This is a genomic window from Variovorax sp. GW823-FHT02B07, from assembly GCF_058797695.1.
In genome coordinates, this window is the sequence record NZ_JBXAJX010000001.1 from 2,228,014 (window position 1) to 2,244,259 (window position 16,246).

The 16,246-nt window shown below is 67.5% G+C and carries 22 protein-coding genes; 8 read left to right on the top strand and 14 right to left on the bottom strand.

Annotated features, from left to right (window positions below; all coding sequences use genetic code 11):
- From AC1RGU_RS10365 to AC1RGU_RS10375, 3 genes are all read left to right on the top strand, one after another.
- Positions 1-471, top strand: a complete 471-nt coding sequence (locus AC1RGU_RS10365; protein WP_492740794.1) for a hypothetical protein — start codon at positions 1-3, stop codon at positions 469-471.
- Positions 472-499: 28 nt separating this feature from the next.
- The gene (locus AC1RGU_RS10370; RefSeq protein WP_062477789.1) at positions 500-1,780 is read left to right on the top strand and encodes an amidohydrolase family protein; all 1,281 of its coding nucleotides are present in this window, start codon (positions 500-502) and stop codon (positions 1,778-1,780) included.
- 86 nt (positions 1,781-1,866) lie between these two features.
- Positions 1,867-2,376 carry a DinB family protein gene (locus AC1RGU_RS10375; protein ID WP_062477792.1) on the top strand — a complete coding sequence of 170 codons (510 nt, stop codon included), beginning with the start codon at positions 1,867-1,869 and terminating at the stop codon, positions 2,374-2,376.
- Between the two features lie 10 nt (positions 2,377-2,386).
- On the opposite strand, the gene AC1RGU_RS10380 is transcribed toward AC1RGU_RS10375, so the two are convergent.
- The 7 genes from AC1RGU_RS10380 to AC1RGU_RS10410 form a co-directional block, all read right to left on the bottom strand.
- A complete protein-coding gene (locus AC1RGU_RS10380) occupies positions 2,387-2,878 on the bottom strand; it encodes a RidA family protein (protein WP_492696341.1) in 492 nt (163 codons plus the stop codon).
- An 86-nt stretch (positions 2,879-2,964) separates the two neighbouring features.
- On the bottom strand, positions 2,965-3,285 hold the full coding sequence (locus AC1RGU_RS10385; RefSeq protein ID WP_056580656.1) for a non-heme iron oxygenase ferredoxin subunit: 321 nt from the start codon (positions 3,283-3,285) through the stop codon (positions 2,965-2,967).
- Positions 3,286-3,301: 16 nt separating this feature from the next.
- Positions 3,302-4,267: a Bug family tripartite tricarboxylate transporter substrate binding protein gene (locus AC1RGU_RS10390; RefSeq protein WP_492696342.1), complete on the bottom strand. Its 966-nt coding sequence runs from the start codon at positions 4,265-4,267 to the stop codon at positions 3,302-3,304.
- On the bottom strand, positions 4,264-4,632 hold the full coding sequence (locus AC1RGU_RS10395) for a chorismate mutase (protein ID WP_492696343.1): 369 nt from the start codon (positions 4,630-4,632) through the stop codon (positions 4,264-4,266). The genes AC1RGU_RS10390 and AC1RGU_RS10395 overlap by 4 nt, the downstream gene beginning before the upstream one ends.
- A 9-nt stretch (positions 4,633-4,641) precedes the next feature.
- The gene (locus tag AC1RGU_RS10400; RefSeq protein ID WP_492696344.1) at positions 4,642-5,124 is read right to left on the bottom strand and encodes an aromatic-ring-hydroxylating dioxygenase subunit beta; all 483 of its coding nucleotides are present in this window, start codon (positions 5,122-5,124) and stop codon (positions 4,642-4,644) included.
- Positions 5,121-6,380, bottom strand: a complete 1,260-nt coding sequence (locus AC1RGU_RS10405; RefSeq protein ID WP_056580645.1) for an aromatic ring-hydroxylating dioxygenase subunit alpha — start codon at positions 6,378-6,380, stop codon at positions 5,121-5,123. The genes AC1RGU_RS10400 and AC1RGU_RS10405 overlap by 4 nt, the downstream gene beginning before the upstream one ends.
- 28 nt (positions 6,381-6,408) lie before the next feature.
- A complete protein-coding gene (locus AC1RGU_RS10410) occupies positions 6,409-7,398 on the bottom strand; it encodes a 2Fe-2S iron-sulfur cluster-binding protein (protein WP_492696345.1) in 990 nt (329 codons plus the stop codon).
- A gap of 133 nt (positions 7,399-7,531) precedes the next feature.
- Here AC1RGU_RS10410 and AC1RGU_RS10415 point away from each other — a divergent pair, with 133 nt between their 5' ends.
- Complete coding sequence (locus tag AC1RGU_RS10415; protein WP_062477812.1) at positions 7,532-8,452, top strand: LysR family transcriptional regulator; 921 nt, start codon at positions 7,532-7,534, stop codon at positions 8,450-8,452.
- Here the strand turns inward: AC1RGU_RS10415 and AC1RGU_RS10420 are convergent.
- Entirely contained in the window at positions 8,449-8,898 is a 450-nt protein-coding gene (locus AC1RGU_RS10420) for a 2'-5' RNA ligase family protein (protein ID WP_492696346.1), read from the bottom strand. The genes AC1RGU_RS10415 and AC1RGU_RS10420 overlap by 4 nt on opposite strands.
- A 347-nt stretch (positions 8,899-9,245) precedes the next feature.
- Here AC1RGU_RS10420 and AC1RGU_RS10425 point away from each other — a divergent pair, with 347 nt between their 5' ends.
- On the top strand, positions 9,246-9,857 hold the full coding sequence (locus tag AC1RGU_RS10425) for a porin family protein (protein WP_492696347.1): 612 nt from the start codon (positions 9,246-9,248) through the stop codon (positions 9,855-9,857).
- Between the two features lie 61 nt (positions 9,858-9,918).
- Here AC1RGU_RS10425 and guaA read toward each other — a convergent pair whose 3' ends face one another.
- The 4 genes from guaA to guaB form a co-directional block, all read right to left on the bottom strand.
- The gene (guaA, locus tag AC1RGU_RS10430; protein ID WP_159271746.1) at positions 9,919-11,535 is read right to left on the bottom strand and encodes a glutamine-hydrolyzing GMP synthase; all 1,617 of its coding nucleotides are present in this window, start codon (positions 11,533-11,535) and stop codon (positions 9,919-9,921) included.
- A gap of 11 nt (positions 11,536-11,546) precedes the next feature.
- Positions 11,547-11,981, bottom strand: coding sequence for a type II toxin-antitoxin system VapC family toxin (locus AC1RGU_RS10435; protein WP_492696348.1), 435 nt, complete (start codon positions 11,979-11,981; stop codon positions 11,547-11,549).
- Positions 11,978-12,226: a type II toxin-antitoxin system Phd/YefM family antitoxin gene (locus tag AC1RGU_RS10440; protein ID WP_070060762.1), complete on the bottom strand. Its 249-nt coding sequence runs from the start codon at positions 12,224-12,226 to the stop codon at positions 11,978-11,980. The genes AC1RGU_RS10435 and AC1RGU_RS10440 overlap by 4 nt, the downstream gene beginning before the upstream one ends.
- Before the next feature lie 77 nt (positions 12,227-12,303).
- A complete protein-coding gene (guaB, locus tag AC1RGU_RS10445; protein WP_062477841.1) occupies positions 12,304-13,773 on the bottom strand; it encodes an IMP dehydrogenase in 1,470 nt (489 codons plus the stop codon).
- A 128-nt stretch (positions 13,774-13,901) separates the two neighbouring features.
- Here guaB and AC1RGU_RS10450 point away from each other — a divergent pair, with 128 nt between their 5' ends.
- On the top strand, positions 13,902-14,420 hold the full coding sequence (locus AC1RGU_RS10450) for a DUF4124 domain-containing protein (protein WP_447744302.1): 519 nt from the start codon (positions 13,902-13,904) through the stop codon (positions 14,418-14,420).
- A gap of 15 nt (positions 14,421-14,435) precedes the next feature.
- Here the strand turns inward: AC1RGU_RS10450 and AC1RGU_RS10455 are convergent, their stop codons facing one another.
- The gene (locus AC1RGU_RS10455) at positions 14,436-14,783 is read right to left on the bottom strand and encodes an RnfH family protein (RefSeq protein ID WP_492696349.1); all 348 of its coding nucleotides are present in this window, start codon (positions 14,781-14,783) and stop codon (positions 14,436-14,438) included.
- Entirely contained in the window at positions 14,783-15,229 is a 447-nt protein-coding gene (locus AC1RGU_RS10460) for a type II toxin-antitoxin system RatA family toxin (RefSeq protein ID WP_062477851.1), read from the bottom strand. Before AC1RGU_RS10460 ends, AC1RGU_RS10455 begins: the two co-directional genes overlap by 1 nt.
- A gap of 62 nt (positions 15,230-15,291) precedes the next feature.
- On the opposite strand from AC1RGU_RS10460, the gene smpB reads away from it, so the two are divergent.
- On the top strand, positions 15,292-15,768 hold the full coding sequence (gene smpB, locus AC1RGU_RS10465) for an SsrA-binding protein SmpB (protein WP_062477854.1): 477 nt from the start codon (positions 15,292-15,294) through the stop codon (positions 15,766-15,768).
- Positions 15,769-15,863: 95 nt separating this feature from the next.
- Positions 15,864-16,244, top strand: coding sequence for a COG4315 family predicted lipoprotein (locus tag AC1RGU_RS10470; protein WP_492696350.1), 381 nt, complete (start codon positions 15,864-15,866; stop codon positions 16,242-16,244).
- The last annotated feature ends 2 nt before the right edge of the window (positions 16,245-16,246 follow it).

The window sequence follows — 16,246 nt, forward strand, 5'->3', positions numbered from 1 at the left end:
ATGCCGATGACGCGGCCCCGCCTCCGTCGCCTGCTGGCCACCGCGCTACTCGCCCTGGCCGGCAATGGCGCTCATGCATTGGGTGCCGACTACGGCCCCGAGCGCTTCGCCACCCACGACGCCGTCACCTGGGTGCAGACCTGCGGCACCTGGGGCCCTGACCACCACGGCACCTACCGTGTGATCCACGCCGAAGCCTTCGCCCAGTCGTTCCTCTACGTGCAGTGGATGGCGCGCGGCGAGGCCGACCGCAGCTACAGCCTGTACGCCGTCCACACGACCGCCATCGCCGAGCTCGACAACGACCACGCGGAAATCTCCCTGAGCGAACTCACCTGCCGCGCCACGCCGCGCGGCATCGTGGTGACGGCCAAGGCCGACTCGGGCCACGACGACAAGCTGCGCCGCGTGACCATCGAGGTCGGGCCAGCCGCAGGGCAATACCGCTTCCGCGCGCAGCGCACGCGCTGAACGCCCCTCAAAAAAAAACACCCCACCGATGCTCGACCTTCTCATCACCAACGCCACCCTCCCCGACGGCCGCACCGGCATGTCGGTCGCCGTGCAGGACGGCCGCATCGCCGAGGTCACGCCCGGCCTGGCCGCGCCCGCGCACGAGACGCTCGACGCCCAGGGCCTGCTGCTCGCGCCGCACTTCGTCGACCCGCACTTCCACATGGACGCCACGCTGAGCTACGGCCAGCCGCGCGTCAACCAGAGCGGCACGCTGCTCGAAGGCATCGCGCTGTGGGGCGAGCTCAAGCCGCTGCTCACGGCCGATGCGCTCATCGAACGCGCGCTCGCGTATTGCGACTGGGCCGTGGCCAAGGGCCTGCTGGCGATCCGCTCGCACGTGGACACGAGCGACCCCAGCCTGCTCGCGGTCGATGCGCTGCTCGAGGTGAAGCGCCAGGTGGCGCCCTACATCGACCTGCAGCTGGTGGCCTTTCCGCAGGATGGCGTGCTGCGTTCGCCTGGCGGCGTCGACAACCTCACGCGCGCGCTCGACAAGGGCGTGGACGTGGTCGGCGGCATTCCGCATTTCGAGCGCACCATGGCCGACGGCGCGGCCAGCGTGAAGCTGCTGTGCGAGCTGGCGGCCGAGCGCGGCAAGCTGGTCGACATGCACTGCGACGAGTCGGACGACCCGCTCTCGCGCCACATCGAGACCCTGGCCGCCGAGACGCTGCGCCTGGGCCTGCAGGGCCGCGTGACGGGCTCGCACTGCACCTCGATGCACTCGATGGACAACTACTACGTGAGCAAGCTGCTGCCGCTGATCGCCGAGAGCGGTGTGAGCGTGGTGTCGAACCCGCTCATCAACATCACGCTGCAGGGCCGCCACGACAGCTATCCCAAGCGCCGCGGCATGACGCGCGTGCCCGAGCTGCTGGCGGCCGGCGTGAACGTCGCCTTCGGCCACGACTGCGTGATGGACCCGTGGTACGGCATGGGCTCGGGCGACATGCTCGAGGTGGCCCACATGGGGCTGCACGTGGCGCAGATGACCGGCCAGGCCGGCATCCACCAGTGCTTCGAGGCCGTGACCACGCGCGCGGCGCGCGTGATGCACCTGGACGGCTACGGCCTGGAAGCCGGCTGCGACGCCAGCTTCGTGCTGCTGCAGGCGCGCGACCCGGTCGAGGCCATCCGCCTGCGCGCAACGCGGCTCAAGGTGTTCCGCAAGGGCCGGCTGCTGGCCGAAACGCCCGCCGCCACCGCCGCGCTGCACCTGCCGGGGCGCGGCGACCGCACGCGCTGGATGCTCGGCGAACACTGATCCGAAAGCGGGTAGACAGGCGCCGCGCCTGCCGCGAACATCCGGGTTCCCCGACGAAACGCCGACCGGCGACAAGGACACCCGACATGAGCGCCCCACCCTTGCTGCGCACGCTGTTCCAGTACCACGCGTGGGCCAACGACGAGCTGCTGGACCGCATGGCCAGCCTCGACCCCGTGCAACACGCCGACGCCCGGCATGCCGCGATCCGCGTGGTCAACCATGCCCATGTGGTGAACCGGATCTTCGCGGGCCACCTCACGGGCACGCCGCACGGCTTCACCGACGACAACACGCCCGAAACGCCGACGCTGGCCGACCTGCGCGCCGCCGTGGCCGAGTCCGACCGCTGGTACCTCGCCTACCTGGACACGCTCACGCCGGCGCTGCTGGCCGAGCCGCTGCCCTTCGTGTTCACCGACGGCGACAAGGGCCGCATGACGCGCGAAGAAATGCTGGCCCATGTCGTGACGCACAACGGCTACCACCGGGGCGAAGCCGGCCGGCTGTTGGCGCAATGCGCGGTGCGCCCGCCGCGCGACACGCTGGCGGTGCACCTGCACCGCAGCGAACCCGCGCGCCGCGAACGCAGCTGACGCAGTCGATTCAGGCGGCGTGGGTGGTCGCGACGGTCATCTCGACCTCGACCGTCGCATTCTTCGGCAGTGCATAGACGCCGACCGCCGTGCGCACATGCACGCCGGCCTCGCCGAACACGCGGTGCAGCAGGTCGGACGCGGCATCGGCCACCTCGCTCTGCTGCGTGAAGCCGGCCGTGCACTGTACGAACACGCCCACGCGCAGCACCTTCTCGACCGCATCGAGCGAGCCGAGTGCGCGGCGCAGCAGCGCGAGGCTGCGCAGCGCGCAGATCTGGGCGCCTTCGCGCGCGGTGTCGAGCGACACGGCATCGCCCACGCGGCCGGTGACGACCACGGTGGTGCCCACGCGCGGCACCTGGCCGCTGAGGTAGACGGTGCGGCCGTCGCGCACCAGCGTCACGTAGTGGCCGCCGGCCAGGATCTCGCCATCGAAACTGTGGCCCAGTTCGGCGGCGATGTCGTCAGCGATCTGGTCGCGGCTGTGTGGTTCTGTCATCGGATGTCCAGGAAAACGGACCGCCATTGTCGCCAACCGGTCCGGCGCGAACCGATACAGATCACGCCGGCCACAGGCAGAACAGTTCAGCCTTCGAATGCCAGGAACACCCGCCCGCCCTCGATCTTCACCGGGTAGGTGCGCAGGTCTTCCGTGAGCGGCGCGCACATCGCCTTGCCGCTGCGCACGTCGAAGCGGCCCTGGTGCAGCGGGCATTCGATCTCGTGGCCTTCCAGGAAACCGTCGCACAGCCGCGCGTGGCCGTGCGTGCAGATGTTGTCGGTGGCGTGGATGCCGTCGTCGGTGCCGTACAGCGCGATGTCGCGCCCCTGCACCTCGATGCCGACCACGTCGTCGGCGGGAACGTCGTCGACCGCCGCGGCGTCAACCCAGGTCATCGTGCTCATCGTGTGCTCCCTTTTCTCAATCGGGCTTGAGGCCGGCACGGTCGATCACCGGCTTCCAGCGGCGCAGTTCCTCGTCCATGAACTTCGACAGGCCTTCGGGCGTGCTGCCCACGGGGTCGAAGTACGCGGTCTGCAGGCGCTTGACTGTGTCGGGGTCTTTCAGCGTGGCAGCGATCTCGCGGCTCATGCGCTGCACCACGTCGTTCGGCGTGCCCTTGGGCGCCATGTAGGCGAACCATGGCACGGCCTGGATGTCGGGCAGGCCTGACTCACGCAACGTCGGCAGGTCGGGCAGCAATGCCGAACGCTCGGCCGAAGTGACGGCCAGCGCCTTGAGACGTCCGGCCTTGGCCTGCGGCATCACCGTGACCGGCGGCAGGCAGGCGTACTGCACGTCGCCCTGCACGATGGCCGTCACGGCCTGGCCCGACGAGGCGTAGGGAATGTGCACCGCGAACGACTGCGTCTTGGCCTTGATGAGCTCCACGCCCAGGTGCGAGATCGAGCCGTTGCCGGTCGAGGCGAAGTTGAACTTGCCGGGGTTCTTCTTCATCGCCGCCAGCCAGCCCTTGACCGAATCGACGCCCATCGAATTCGAGACCGCGCAGACATTCGGCGTGGTCGCGGCCAGCGACACCGGCACGAGGTCCTTGAACGGGTCGTACGGCAGGTTCTTGTAGAGGATGGTGTTGTAGACCAGCGGCGCGTTCACCGACAGGAGGAAGGTGTAGCCGTCGGGCTGCGCCTTCGAGACGGAATCGGTGCCGCTGTTGCCGCCCGCGCCGGGCTTGTTCTCGACGATCAGCGGCTGGCCGATGCGCGCCGCGAGCTTGTCGTTGACGATGCGCGCCAGGATGTCGGGCGACGAGCCCGCCGCGAACGGCACCACGATGCGCACGGGGCGCTGCGGCCAGTCCTGCGCATGGGCGGCCGCGGCCAGGGCCACGGCGGTGAGTGCGACGAAGAGGCGTGCGCGCGTCATGGCTGCCCCTCCACGTCGACCATGCCCAGATGGTCCTGCTGCTCGCGCGCGATGAAGCCCGCGATGAGCGCGCGGTAGGCGGCCTCGACCACCTCGGGGTAGGCGCCCTCCTTCTCGGCCAGCGCCCTCACCTTGTCGATCACTTCCTGCTGGCGCTGCGGCGCCGACACCTGGAAGGCGTCGCGCTTGAAGCGCGCGGCGTCCTTCACGTAGCGGCCGCGCTCGGCCAGCAGCGCGACGATCTGGCGGTCGAGCCGGTCGATGTTCTCTCGCACTTCAGCGAGATTGGCGCACAGCGGCACGTAGGCCGGGTCGGTGAAGCGGCGCAACGGGGCACCGTGGGTCTCTGGTTCTTTTTCTGTCATGGCTCGGTTTCAGATGGGGTAAATGATGGAGTTCGGGATCATTTCGCTGTCGAACACGCACAGGCGCGCCGCGAATTTCAAGCCCTCGGGGGTCTGCACGACCTTGTCGATGTAGCGCCCCACATTGAACACGGTCGAGGGCCCGTCGAGCTTGGTGCGGAACACCGCGTAGTTGGCCTCGCTGTGGATCGCGCCGTCGTCGTCGACGCGGTGCACCAGCGGCAGGCCCACCACGTGGCGCTGGTAGTACGGGTCGTGGAACAGCGTCTCCTTGATGCCGTAGACGCGGTCTTCGAGCATGCCCCGGCTCTCGAACGAGAGTGTGGCCAACGGCAGGCCGCGTTCGTGGTTCTCGCGCGGCTGCAGGCGGTAGCTGCACTGCTCGGTGAAGAACGCGGGCCACAGGTCCCAGTCGCCCGAATCGACGGCGCGCGCATAGGCCGCGTACAGGCGCGACAGGTCGAGGTAGGTGGACGTGTCGAGCGTGCTCATGCGGCCTCCATCACTTCACGCCAGTAGCGGTACATGCCGCGGATCAGCGTCTCGGTCACCATGTGGTCGGTGTTCTCCACCTCGCGCCCGCCGAGCTCGGCCAGCGTGCGGTGGTAGGGCTTCTGCTCGAAGCCTTCCTGCGAGAACTCGATCACCTCGCCGTCGTCGGCCGACACGAAGCCCGCCGGCCCGAACAGGTTGGCCTGGCGCAGGCGGCGCTGAGTCATCTCGGGCGTGTCGTCCTCGAAGCCGAAATGCGTCCAGACGAAATCGAAGGCGTCGTGGCCCACGGGCTGGATGTGGCGCGTCGACACGCTGTTGACCTGCTGCTGCAGGATCAGGCTGGGGAACAGCGTCATCATCACCGCCGTCGGCCCGCCCCACCAGGGTTCGGGCACGATGTCCAGAAAGCGCGGGTCTTTCAGCTGCATGCTCTCCTTGAAGCTCGACACCTGCGTCACCTGCGCGGCCTTGCCGGCGCTGCCGCGCGTGGAGATCATGGCGGCGTGACGGCCGCGCGCGTCCATCTTCAGCTCCGACTTGTTGTCGGCGCGCCAGAGCCCGAAGGTCACGAACCAGGTGTGCAGCAGGCCGGGGTGGTACGGGTCCTTGATGTTCTCCTGCATGAGCTTCCAGTTGCCCGGAATGCGCTGGCGGCTGTAGCCCAGGATGGTGAGCTTGCGGCCGTCGAACAGGCGGTCGAAGTAATGCAGGATGTCGGGGCCGAGAAAGTCCTCGAACGATTCGATGTCGTGGTCGAACGACGCAAACACCACGCCGCCGCGCGACGCGACCTTGAGCTTGTTCAGGCCGTGGTCTTCGGTCTTGAAGTCGGCCGGCATGCCGCCGTGGACCTTGCCGTCCTGCTTCACACCGCGGCGAAACGGCACGCCCTGCAGGTCACCCTTGAGCGTGTAGTTCCACTGGTGGTAGGGGCAGACGAACTCTTTCTTGTTGCCGTGGCGCTCGCGGCAGAACTGCATGCCGCGGTGGGCGCAGACGTTCTCGAACACGTGGATGGCGCCTTCTTCGTCGCGCGACAGGATGACCGAGCGCTCGCCGATGGCGGTGCGCTTGAAGTCGCCCGGGTTCGGGATCTCGGCTTCGAGGCCGACGTAGCACCAGTGCTTGTCGTAGAAGAAGCGCTGCAGTTCCTTCTTGTGCAGCGCCTCGTCGGTGTAGGCCATGAAGGGAATGCGGCTGGTCTTCTCGCTCTCCCAGCGCAGTTCGATGGGGAAGACGGCTGGCGTGGTCATCGGGTCTCCTTTTCTCTTGTTCGGTTCTTCAAGTGCCTTGCAGGTAGAAGGCGTCGGCATGCGTCTGCTCGGGCGCCAGGCCGTGCGCCTGCACCAGCCGGCTCGCGGCCTCCACCATCGGCGGCGAGCCGCAGAGGTAGGCGCGCCAGCCGTCGAGCCCCGCGGGCAGGTCGGCGCGGATCGCGTCGGTGATGAGCCCCAGCCGCTGGCCGTCCCGCGCGGGGCCGGCGACCACCACGACGTGCACCTTCAGGCCGGGGTGCTGCGCCTGCAATTCACGCAGCTCGGGCAGGCCGTACACGTCGGCATCGGAACGCACGCCGAGGTAAAGGTGGATCGGCTGCATCAGCCCCGCCGCGACCGCGCCGCGCACGATCGACAGGATGGGCGCGAGCCCCGTGCCGCCCGCCGCGCAGAGCATCGGCCCGCGGTGCTTGGTGCGCAGGTAGGCGGTGCCCAGCGGGCCGCTCACGCGCACCGTGTCGCCCACGCGCAGCTGCTCGAAGATGTGGGCCGTGACGCGGCCGCCCGGCACGCGGCGCACATGGAACTCGAGCTCCGCGTCGCGGCTCAGCCCGGCCATCGAATACGGCCGCGCCAGCTCGGGGCCGAACTGCAGCTGTGCGTACTGGCCCGGCGAGAACGCCAGCGGCTTGTTGGGCTTGAGACGCAGGCGGCGGATGTCGTGCGTGAGCACGTCGATGCCCGTGACCGTGGCCTTGAGCACGCGCGCCGGGTGCACCACCACCTCGTCGGGCTCGGGAATCTCGATGGTGCAGCTTTCGGTCAGCGTGCTCTGGCAGGCCAGCACGTAGCGCTCGCCCTGCCCGTCGGGCCGGATCGCGTCCTGGCCGCCGTCGAGCAGCTGGCCCGACACCACCTTGCAGCGGCAGGTGCCGCAGCGCCCCGACATGCAGCTGTACGACACCGGCACCTGGTGCTCGCGCAGCACCTCGAGCAGGTTCGCGCCGGGGCGGACCTCGAGGGTGCGGGCAAGGGGGTGAATGTGCAGGTCCATCGTCGGGCTCTCTTTTTCTGGCGCCGGCGGCAGGGCCGGCTTGTCTCTGGGCACGGATGATGCGCGGCCTCTTCCGATTGACCAATAGAATCTGGTGAATCGGCTGTATCACCGGTATGAATAAAGGTGCGCCATGCAACTCAAGGACATCGACCTCAACCTGCTGCTGGTGTTCGACCGCATGCTGGCCGAGAAGCGCGTGTCGGCCGTGGCCGAGTCGCTGGGCCTGTCGCAGCCCGCCATCAGCAACGCGCTGGCGCGCCTGCGCAAGCTGCTGGGCGACGAGCTTTTCTTGCGCACCGCGCGCGGCATGGAGCCCACGCCCTTCGCGCTGCAGCTGGCCGAGCCGGTGGCCTACGCCATGGGCGCGCTGCACACGGCACTCAACCAGCAGGTGGTGTTCGACCCCGCCACGAGCACGCGCAGCTTCACGCTCGCCATGACCGACATCGGCGAGATCTACTTCACGCCACGCCTCATGGAAACGCTCTCGGCCGCCGCGCCGGGCGTGACCATCAGCACGCTGCGCAACAACACCGCGACCCACCTGCGCGACGACCTGGAGGCCGGCCACGTCGACATCGCCATCGGCCTGCTGCCGCAGCTCAAGTCGGGCGTGTTCCAGCGCCGGCTGTTCCTGCAGCGCTATGTGTGCCTGTTCGCGGGCACGCACCCGCTGGCGCGCAAGCGCAGCGTGTCACTGAAGGACTTCAGCGCGGCTGACCATGTGCAGGTGCAGGCCGCCGGCACGGGCCACGGCAAGGCCGACGACGTGATGGCGGCGCAGGGCATCCAGCGCCGCATCCGGCTCAAGGTGCCGCACTTCGTGGCCATCGGCCACATCCTGCAGTCGAGCGAAATGATCGCGACCGTGCCCGAGCGGCTGGCGCGCAGCATCGCCGAGCCCTTCGGCCTGGTGTGGCGACCGCACCCGGTGGCGCTGCCGCAGATCGCGATCAACCTGTTCTGGCACGCGAAGGTGCACCGCGACCCGGGCAACCAGTGGCTGCGCGGGCTGCTGTTCGACACCTTTGCCGATCAGGACGGCGCCTAGGCGGGCCAGCGGCCCAGCACCTCGTGCACGCCCTCGCCTACGTGGCTGTCGATGAGCACCAGCGAATGGGCGATCCAGGGGGCAGGCGCTTCGAGCGCGTGCTTTTCGAGCTTGCGCCGCGCATAGGCGACGGTCATGTGCGGCGTGAACGCGCGTGAGGGCTTCAGGCCGACATCGGCCAGCGCCTCGCCCAGGCGCTGCCTGAACGCGCGCAACGCCGCAACGTTGGCCTCGTCGTCGGCGCACAGCACCAGCGCGCCCTTGGCGTAGCTCATGGACTTTTCGAAAACGACGTCGAGCGCCGGCACCGCCACTGCGGCGGCCGCGGTCGATGCCTGGGCCACCTTGTCGGCCGGCACCTGGTCGTGGTTGCCGAGATCGAACAGCGTGACATGCAGGCGCGGCGCCTCGACCACCGTGCCCTTCAGGGCGTGTTGGGAGTTCATACGCGCGCCGAGCGCGGCGATCGTTTCGGCGTCTTGTGGGGTGGGAAGCAGTGCGAAGAAAAGCGAGTGCGGCAGCGGCGCCTTGCGAGGGGCCTGGGTGCCGCGCGGCCGCGGCAGGGGCCGCGGCGGGGGATCGATTCCGGGAAGAAGAAGCTGAGCTGACATGTGTCGATCATCGCCCATGGCAGGGGCCCTTCATGAGGCCTTCAGCAAACGCGAAGCTCGTCTTCAGCTTGGTTTTTGAGAATCGTCGGACGGTGGCGGCAAGGCGAACAACGACACGCCGCCCATCCACGCATTCATTCAATCAATCAATCAATCAACCAACCAACCAACAGGATTTCATCTTGACGAAAACGCAAGCCCGCCTCGCACTCGCAGCTCTTTGGCTCGGCACCGCCTCCGTCGGCGCCTTCGCCGCCGGTCTCGACAAGGACACCGGGTTCTATGTCGGCGGCGCCATCGGCCGCTCCAGCTACAGCCTGTCGTCCTCGAAGAACCACGTGCCCGTGCCATGGGGCGGCAAGAAGGCCAACAAGAGCGGCACGTCCTACAAGCTGTACGGCGGCTACCGCCTGACCGAACACTTCGGCGTGGAAGCCGGCTACGCCCGCCTCGGCAGCGTGAGCCAATGGACCTCGGCCTACGGCGGCTCCCGGCTGCAGACCGGCACCGGCCAGGTCTTCTACGCCGCCGCCACGGCCCGCATGCCGCTGGGCGACGCCTTCGCCCTCAACGGCCGCCTCGGCGTGGCACGCGGACGCATCTCCGGCGACAACAAGTGGGCCCCGGCCAACCAGCGTATTTCGGGCAGCGGCACGGGCCTGATGGTCGGTGTCGGCGCCGAGTACCGCATGACGCAGAACCTCGCGATCACGGCCGACTACGACTACTTCGGCAAGCTGTCGAAGCAGGCGAAGGGCGGGATGTTCACGGTGGGGTTGAAGGCGAGCTTCTGATCATCGGGTCACCCGTCAAAGAAGAAAGGCGCCTTGCGGCGCCTTTCTTCTTTTCAGGAACTCATTCCCACTCGATCGTCGCCGGCGGCTTGCTCGACACGTCGTAGGTCACGCGGTTGATGCCGCGCACCTCGTTGATGATGCGGCCCGACACTTTCTTGAGCAGCGCGTACGGCAGCTCGGCCCAGTCGGCGGTCATGAAGTCGCTGGTCTGCACGGCGCGCAGCGCGACGACGTAGTCGTAGGTGCGGCCGTCGCCCATCACGCCCACGCTCTTCACGGGCAGGAACACGGTGAAGGCCTGGCTCGTGAGGTCGTACCAGGTCTTGCCTGATTCGTCGGTGAAGTTGCGCAGCTCTTCGATGAAGATCGCGTCGGCGCGGCGCAGCAGGTCGGCGTATTCCTTCTTCACTTCGCCCAGGATGCGCACGCCCAGGCCCGGGCCGGGGAACGGATGGCGGTACACCATCTCGGGTGGCAGGCCCAGGGCCACGCCGAGTTCGCGCACTTCGTCCTTGAACAGGTCGCGCAGCGGTTCGAGCAGCTTCAGGCCGAGCTGCTCGGGCAGGCCGCCCACGTTGTGGTGGCTCTTGATGGTGACGGCCTTCTTGCTCTTGGCGCCGCCCGACTCGATGACGTCGGGGTAGATGGTGCCTTGCGCCAGGAAGGTCGCGCCCTTGTGGCCGCCGTCGCCGGCCTTGAGCTTGGCGGCCTCCTGCTTGAACACGGTGACGAACTCGCCGCCGATGATCTTGCGCTTGGCTTCGGGGTCGCTCACGCCCGCGAGCTTGCCCAGGAACAGGTCGCTGGCATCGACGCGGATGACCTTCGCGTGCAGCTTGCCTTCGAACATCTCCATGACCATGTCGCCTTCGTTCAGGCGCAAGAGGCCGTGGTCGACGAACACGCAGGTCAGCTGGTCGCCGATGGCGCGGTGGATGAGCGCGGCGGCCACGCTCGAATCGACACCGCCCGACAGGCCCAGGATGACTTCTTCGTCGCCCACCTGCTCGCGGATCTTCTGCACGGCTTCGGCGATGTGGTCGCGCATGACCCAGTCGGGCTTGGCTTCGCAGATGCCGAGCACGAAGCGGTCGATGATGGCCTTGCCCTGCACCGTGTGCGTGACTTCAGGATGGAACTGCAGCGCGTAGTAGCGGCGCGCCTCGTCGGCCATGCCGGCGATGGGGCAGCTGTCGGTGCTGGCCATGAGCTTGAAGCCGGGTGGTAGCTCGGTGACCTTGTCGCCGTGGCTCATCCACACGTTGAGCATGCCGAAGCCCTCGGGCGTGGTGAAGTCGGCGATGTCTTTCAGCAGCGCGGTGTGGCCATGGGCGCGCACGGCGGCGAAGCCGAACTCGCGCTTGTGGCCGCCTTCGACCTTGCCGCCGAGCTGGTGCGCCATGGTCTGCATGCCGTAGCAGATGCCGAGCACCGGAATGCCGAGGTCGAACACGGCTTGCGGGCACTTGTCGGTGGTCTCTTCGTACACGCTGGCGTGGCTGCCCGAGAGGATCACGCCCTTGAGGTGGCCGTCGGCGGCGTATTCGCGCACCCATTCGTCGGTGACGTCGCAGGGATGCACTTCGCTGAGCACGTGGGCTTCGCGCACGCGGCGTGCGATGAGCTGGGTGACTTGCGAGCCGAAGTCGAGGATGAGGATCTTGTCGTGTTGCATGGCGAAAGGACTCAGAGCGTTGAAATGTCGAACAGCTTGACGCCCGCGTGCGGCGCCGCCTGGATGAGGTGCTCGTCGAAGGTGGCGAGCGGAAGGTTGAGCGATTTGGCGAGCCAGAGGTAGCCCGCATCGTAGAGCGAGACGCCCACGTCGATGGCCACGGCGAGCACAGCCTTGTGCTGAGCCGGCGCGAGGTCGTGCAGCTCCACGCGGTGGCGGATGGCGTCGAGCACGCTCCACAAGCCCTCGACGGCCGATGCCGGGATGCGGCCGCTGCGCACGCCGTTGGCGAGGATGTTGGCGCACTCCCATTGCCAGGCATTGGGCGCCTGCGGCTCGACCTCGTCGCGCCGGATGGCGGCGTAGAGCCTGCGGGTGTGTTCGTTGGCCTGGTCGGGCAGCAGCCAGGCGGCGGTGACCGAGGCGTCCATGACGAAAGCGGTCATGGCTGGCGTCCCTGGTCCAGGAGCTCGCGGGTCGTGGGGCCGGGCTGGATGGTGGCGTGCAGCGCGTCGATCTGCCCGAGCTCGCGGGCGATCTGCTCGTCGGTGATGACGGGTTTGCGGCGCACCGGCAACATGCGCACGACTTCCTTGCCGTGGCGGGTGATGCGAACCTCCTCGCCCTTTTCGACCAGGTCGATCAGGGCCGAGAAGTTGTTCTTGGCTTCAGCGATGCCGATGGATTGCATTTAGGCCAGAAAATTTGAATCTGGCCCAAATTTTAAGCCGAGTCTGGCCTGACTTTCAAGGTCTGGCCAGATTGGGCTTACTCAGCGCGGTAGTTCGGGGCTTCCTTCGTGATCTGCACGTCGTGGACGTGGCTCTCACGGATGCCGGCCGTGGTGATCTCGACGAACTCGGCCTTGTTCTGCATGTCCTCGATGGTCGCGCAGCCGCAGTAGCCCATGCTGGCGCGCACGCCGCCGGCCATCTGGTAGACGATGGAGACGATCGAGCCCTTGTAGGGCACGCGGCCTTCGATGCCTTCAGGCACGAGCTTGTCGGTGTTGGGGTTGCCGGTGGTCGATTCCTGGAAGTACCGGTCGGCACTGCCCTGCTGCATCGCGCCGATGGAGCCCATGCCGCGGTAGCTCTTGTAGCTGCGGCCCTGGTACAGCACGATTTCGCCCGGCGCCTCTTCGGTACCGGCGAACATGCTGCCCATCATCACGGTGCTGGCGCCGGCGGCGATGGCCTTGGCGATGTCGCCCGAGTAGCGCACGCCGCCATCGGAGATCAGCGGAATGCCGGTGCCCTGCAGCGCGGTGGCGACGCTGTCGACCGCCATGATCTGCGGCACGCCCACGCCGGCGACGATGCGGGTGGTGCAGATGGAGCCGGGGCCGATGCCGACCTTGACGGCGTCGGCGCCGGCGTCGGCCAGCGCACGCGCGGCATCGCCGGTGGCGATGTTGCCGCCGATGACGTCGACCTGCGGATAGTTCTTCTTGACCCAGCGCACGCGCTCGATCACGCCGGCGCTGTGGCCGTGGGCGGTGTCGACCACGATGGCGTCGACGCCGGCCTTCACCAGGGCTTCGACGCGCTCTTCGGTGCCGTCACCCACGCCGACCGCCGCGCCCACGCGCAGGCGACCGTTGGCGTCGCGTGCGGCATTGGGGAAGCTGGTCTGCTTGGTGATGTCCTTGACGGTGATGAGGCCCTTGAGCTCCCAGTCGCCGTTGATGACCAGCAGGCGCTCGAGCTTGTGCTTGTTCAGCAGCGCCTTGGCTTCGGCCAGCGTGGTGCCGTCGGGCACGGTGATGAGCCGATCGCGCTGCGTCATGATTTCGCTGACGGGCACGTCGTAGCGGTTCTCGAAGCGCAGGTCGCGCCCCGTGACGATGCCGACGACCTTGCCGCCGTCGATCACCGGGAAGCCCGAGATGCCGAGCTGGTCGGACAGTGCCATCACCTGGCGCACGGAGTGCGTCGGCGTGATCACCACCGGGTCGCGCAGCACGCCCGACTCGTAGCGCTTGACGCGGGCCACTTCGGCGGCCTGCTGCTGCGCGGTGAGGTTCTTGTGCACGATGCCGATGCCACCCTCCTGCGCGATGGCGATCGCGAGGCGGGCTTCGGTCACGGTGTCCATGGCCGCCGAGACGAGCGGCAGGTTCAGCGTGATGTTGCGGGAGAACTTGGTGGCGAGAGACGTGTCCTTGGGCAGGACTTGGGAGAATGCTGGCACCAACAACACGTCGTCGAAGGTGAGCGCTTTGCCGAGAAGGCGCATGGGTGAGGCTCCAAAAGACGGATTGTAACGAGGCCCTCGCCCGCTTCGCCGGCGCGGGTTCTTTTTGACCGTTGCAAAACCGCCTATTCCGGATGTTGCAAAAAGTAAGGCCCAGCTAAACTCCGCGCATGAATCTCCTGCATTGGCTGGTACTGGGTTGCGCGTGCGCGCTGCCGCTCTCGGCGAGCGCGCAATGGCAATGGGTCGACAACAGCGGCAAGAAGGTCTTCAGCGACCAGCCGCCGCCCACCGACATCCCCGAAAAGAACATCCTGCGCCGCGCCGGCCCCTCGCCGTCGGCTCGGGCGCCCGCCCCCGCCACGCCGGCCCCAGAGGGAAGCAGCGACACGGCCGCAGCCCCCAAGGCCGCGCCGCCGCCCAAGCCCACGGGCGTGGACAAGGAACTCGAGGAAAAGACCAAGAAGGCCGAGGCCGAGCAGAAGGCCAAGGAAGCGGCTGAAGCGGCAAAGATCGCCAAGGCCAAGGCCGAGAGCTGCGCCCGCGCACGGGAAGGCAAAGCCACGATCGACAGTGGCATCCGCCTCGCCAAGGTCAACGCCAAGGGCGAGCGCGAAATCATGGACGACGCTGCGCGTGCGGCTGAGCAGAAGCGGGTTCAGTCGGTCATCGACAGCGACTGCAAGTAAGCCGGCGGCGGCGGCTCAGTAGCCGTCCTTGCCACCCTTGCGCTTGTTCGCGAACAGGCCCGTGCCGCGCGCGCCTTGCCGCTGGAAGCGTTCACGGCGCGCCACCTTCGGATCGACCGTGAGCGGCCGGCACAGCTCGATGCGGTCGCCGTCCTTCAACGGCTGCTCCCACGCCACCGCCCGGCCCCAGATGCCCGGCGTCATGGCATGTCGCCAGTCCAGGTCGGGAAAGCGCTGCATGAGCGCGCTGGCCTTCACCGCCTCGACCACCGCAGTGCCGGGCGCGAGCTGCAGGACCTGCTCGAACACCTCGCGCGCCGCCGGCGAACAGCTCAGCGTGACCTCGATGCGGCGATCGGCCATCAGCCTTCGCCGTAGACCTGTTCGGCGCGCTTGACGAAGGCCTCGACCAGGCTCGATGCGATGGTGTCGAACACCGGCCCCACCAGCGCCTGCAGCGCGAAGTTGCTGAAGCCGTAGCTCATCTGCAGTTCGACGCGACAGGCGCGTTCGCCCTGCTCGCCCACAGGATGGAATTTCCAGGTGCCGTCGAGATTGGAGAACGGCCCGTCGACCAGCTTGAGCTGCACCTCGCGGCCCGCGATGTGCGTGTTGCGGGTGGTGAAACTCTGGTGCAGCCCGGCGAAGGCCAGGCCGACTTCGGCGGTCATGCCGCCCTCGTCCTGCTCGATGACGCGCGACTTGTCGCACCAGGGCAGGAACTGCGGGTACTTCGCCACATCGGTGACGAGCGCGTACATTTCTTCGGCGCTGTACCAGATGAGGACGGACTTGTGGACTGTTTTCATAGAATCGGCACAGCGTGCGCGACGGATTGTATTGAAGCCATGCGCCCCCAACTTCTCGAGCCATGGCCACCAAGAAACAAGACACCTCCTCCCGCATCGCCGACAACAAGAAGGCCGCCTACAACTATTTCTTCGAAGAACGCTTCGAGGCCGGCATGGTCCTCGAGGGCTGGGAAGTCAAGTCGCTGCGCGAAGGCAAGGTGCAGCTGACCGACGGCTACGTGGTGATCCGCGACGGCGAGCTGTTCGTGGTCGGCTGCCAGATCAACCCGCTCAAGAGCGCCTCGACGCACGTCAATCCTGATTCGGTCCGCACCAAGAAGTTGCTGCTGCACAAGGAAGAGATCAAGCGCCTCGTCGGCAAGGTCGAACAAAAGGGCTACACGCTGGTGCCGCTGAACCTGCACTGGAAGGCCGGCAAGGTGAAGTGCGAGATCGCGCTCGCCAAGGGCAAGGCCGAGCACGACAAGCGCGACACCATCAAGGACCGCGAAGGCAAGCGCGAAGTCGAGCGCGCGATGAAGAGCCGCAACCGCTGATTTTTTCTTTTTTGGGCGGCATGGAATAAAACGCGCTCTGCGGGCGTTTGTGCGGTGTCATCGATCCTCGATGCCATCAACCCAGGAGTCTTTCCATGTCGCCTATCCGCATGTCCTCCGTCGGCATCGCCGCCGCACTGCTCGGCAGCCTGCTCGCCCTCCCCGCGTTCGCCCAGCCCAAGGCCGCCGATGGCGCGCTGGTCGGTGCGAACGGCATGACCCTCTACACCTTCGACAAGGACACGGCCGGCAACGGCAAGTCGGCCTGCAACGGCGGCTGCGCCACCAACTGGCCGCCCTTCATGGCCGCCGACAGCGACAAGCCGAGCGGCGACTTCACCATCGTCACGCGCGACGACGGCAAGAAGCAATGGGCCGCCAAGGGCTGGCCGCTGTACTACTGGGTGAAGGACACCAAGCCGGGCGACAAGACCGGCGACGGCGTCAACGGCACCTGGAAAACCGCCAAGCCCTGAGT

Bases quoted from the DNA above. Each gene is read 5' to 3' on its own strand.
- AC1RGU_RS10365 (WP_492740794.1), top strand. From the start codon at position 1: ATGCCGATGACGCGGCCCCGCCTCCGTCGCCTGCTGGCCACCGCGCTA.
- AC1RGU_RS10370 (WP_062477789.1), top strand. From the start codon at position 500: ATGCTCGACCTTCTCATCACCAACGCCACCCTCCCCGACGGCCGCACC.
- AC1RGU_RS10375 (WP_062477792.1), top strand. From the start codon at position 1,867: ATGAGCGCCCCACCCTTGCTGCGCACGCTGTTCCAGTACCACGCGTGG.
- AC1RGU_RS10380 (WP_492696341.1), bottom strand. From the start codon at position 2,878: ATGACAGAACCACACAGCCGCGACCAGATCGCTGACGACATCGCCGCC.
- AC1RGU_RS10385 (WP_056580656.1), bottom strand. From the start codon at position 3,285: ATGAGCACGATGACCTGGGTTGACGCCGCGGCGGTCGACGACGTTCCC.
- AC1RGU_RS10390 (WP_492696342.1), bottom strand. From the start codon at position 4,267: ATGACGCGCGCACGCCTCTTCGTCGCACTCACCGCCGTGGCCCTGGCC.
- AC1RGU_RS10395 (WP_492696343.1), bottom strand. From the start codon at position 4,632: ATGACAGAAAAAGAACCAGAGACCCACGGTGCCCCGTTGCGCCGCTTC.
- AC1RGU_RS10400 (WP_492696344.1), bottom strand. From the start codon at position 5,124: ATGAGCACGCTCGACACGTCCACCTACCTCGACCTGTCGCGCCTGTAC.
- AC1RGU_RS10405 (WP_056580645.1), bottom strand. From the start codon at position 6,380: ATGACCACGCCAGCCGTCTTCCCCATCGAACTGCGCTGGGAGAGCGAG.
- AC1RGU_RS10410 (WP_492696345.1), bottom strand. From the start codon at position 7,398: ATGGACCTGCACATTCACCCCCTTGCCCGCACCCTCGAGGTCCGCCCC.
- AC1RGU_RS10415 (WP_062477812.1), top strand. From the start codon at position 7,532: ATGCAACTCAAGGACATCGACCTCAACCTGCTGCTGGTGTTCGACCGC.
- AC1RGU_RS10420 (WP_492696346.1), bottom strand. From the start codon at position 8,898: ATGAACTCCCAACACGCCCTGAAGGGCACGGTGGTCGAGGCGCCGCGC.
- guaA (WP_159271746.1), bottom strand. From the start codon at position 11,535: ATGCAACACGACAAGATCCTCATCCTCGACTTCGGCTCGCAAGTCACC.
- AC1RGU_RS10435 (WP_492696348.1), bottom strand. From the start codon at position 11,981: ATGACCGCTTTCGTCATGGACGCCTCGGTCACCGCCGCCTGGCTGCTG.
- AC1RGU_RS10440 (WP_070060762.1), bottom strand. From the start codon at position 12,226: ATGCAATCCATCGGCATCGCTGAAGCCAAGAACAACTTCTCGGCCCTG.
- guaB (WP_062477841.1), bottom strand. From the start codon at position 13,773: ATGCGCCTTCTCGGCAAAGCGCTCACCTTCGACGACGTGTTGTTGGTG.
- AC1RGU_RS10450 (WP_447744302.1), top strand. From the start codon at position 13,902: ATGAATCTCCTGCATTGGCTGGTACTGGGTTGCGCGTGCGCGCTGCCG.
- AC1RGU_RS10455 (WP_492696349.1), bottom strand. From the start codon at position 14,783: ATGGCCGATCGCCGCATCGAGGTCACGCTGAGCTGTTCGCCGGCGGCG.
- AC1RGU_RS10460 (WP_062477851.1), bottom strand. From the start codon at position 15,229: ATGAAAACAGTCCACAAGTCCGTCCTCATCTGGTACAGCGCCGAAGAA.
- smpB (WP_062477854.1), top strand. From the start codon at position 15,292: ATGGCCACCAAGAAACAAGACACCTCCTCCCGCATCGCCGACAACAAG.
- AC1RGU_RS10470 (WP_492696350.1), top strand. From the start codon at position 15,864: ATGTCGCCTATCCGCATGTCCTCCGTCGGCATCGCCGCCGCACTGCTC.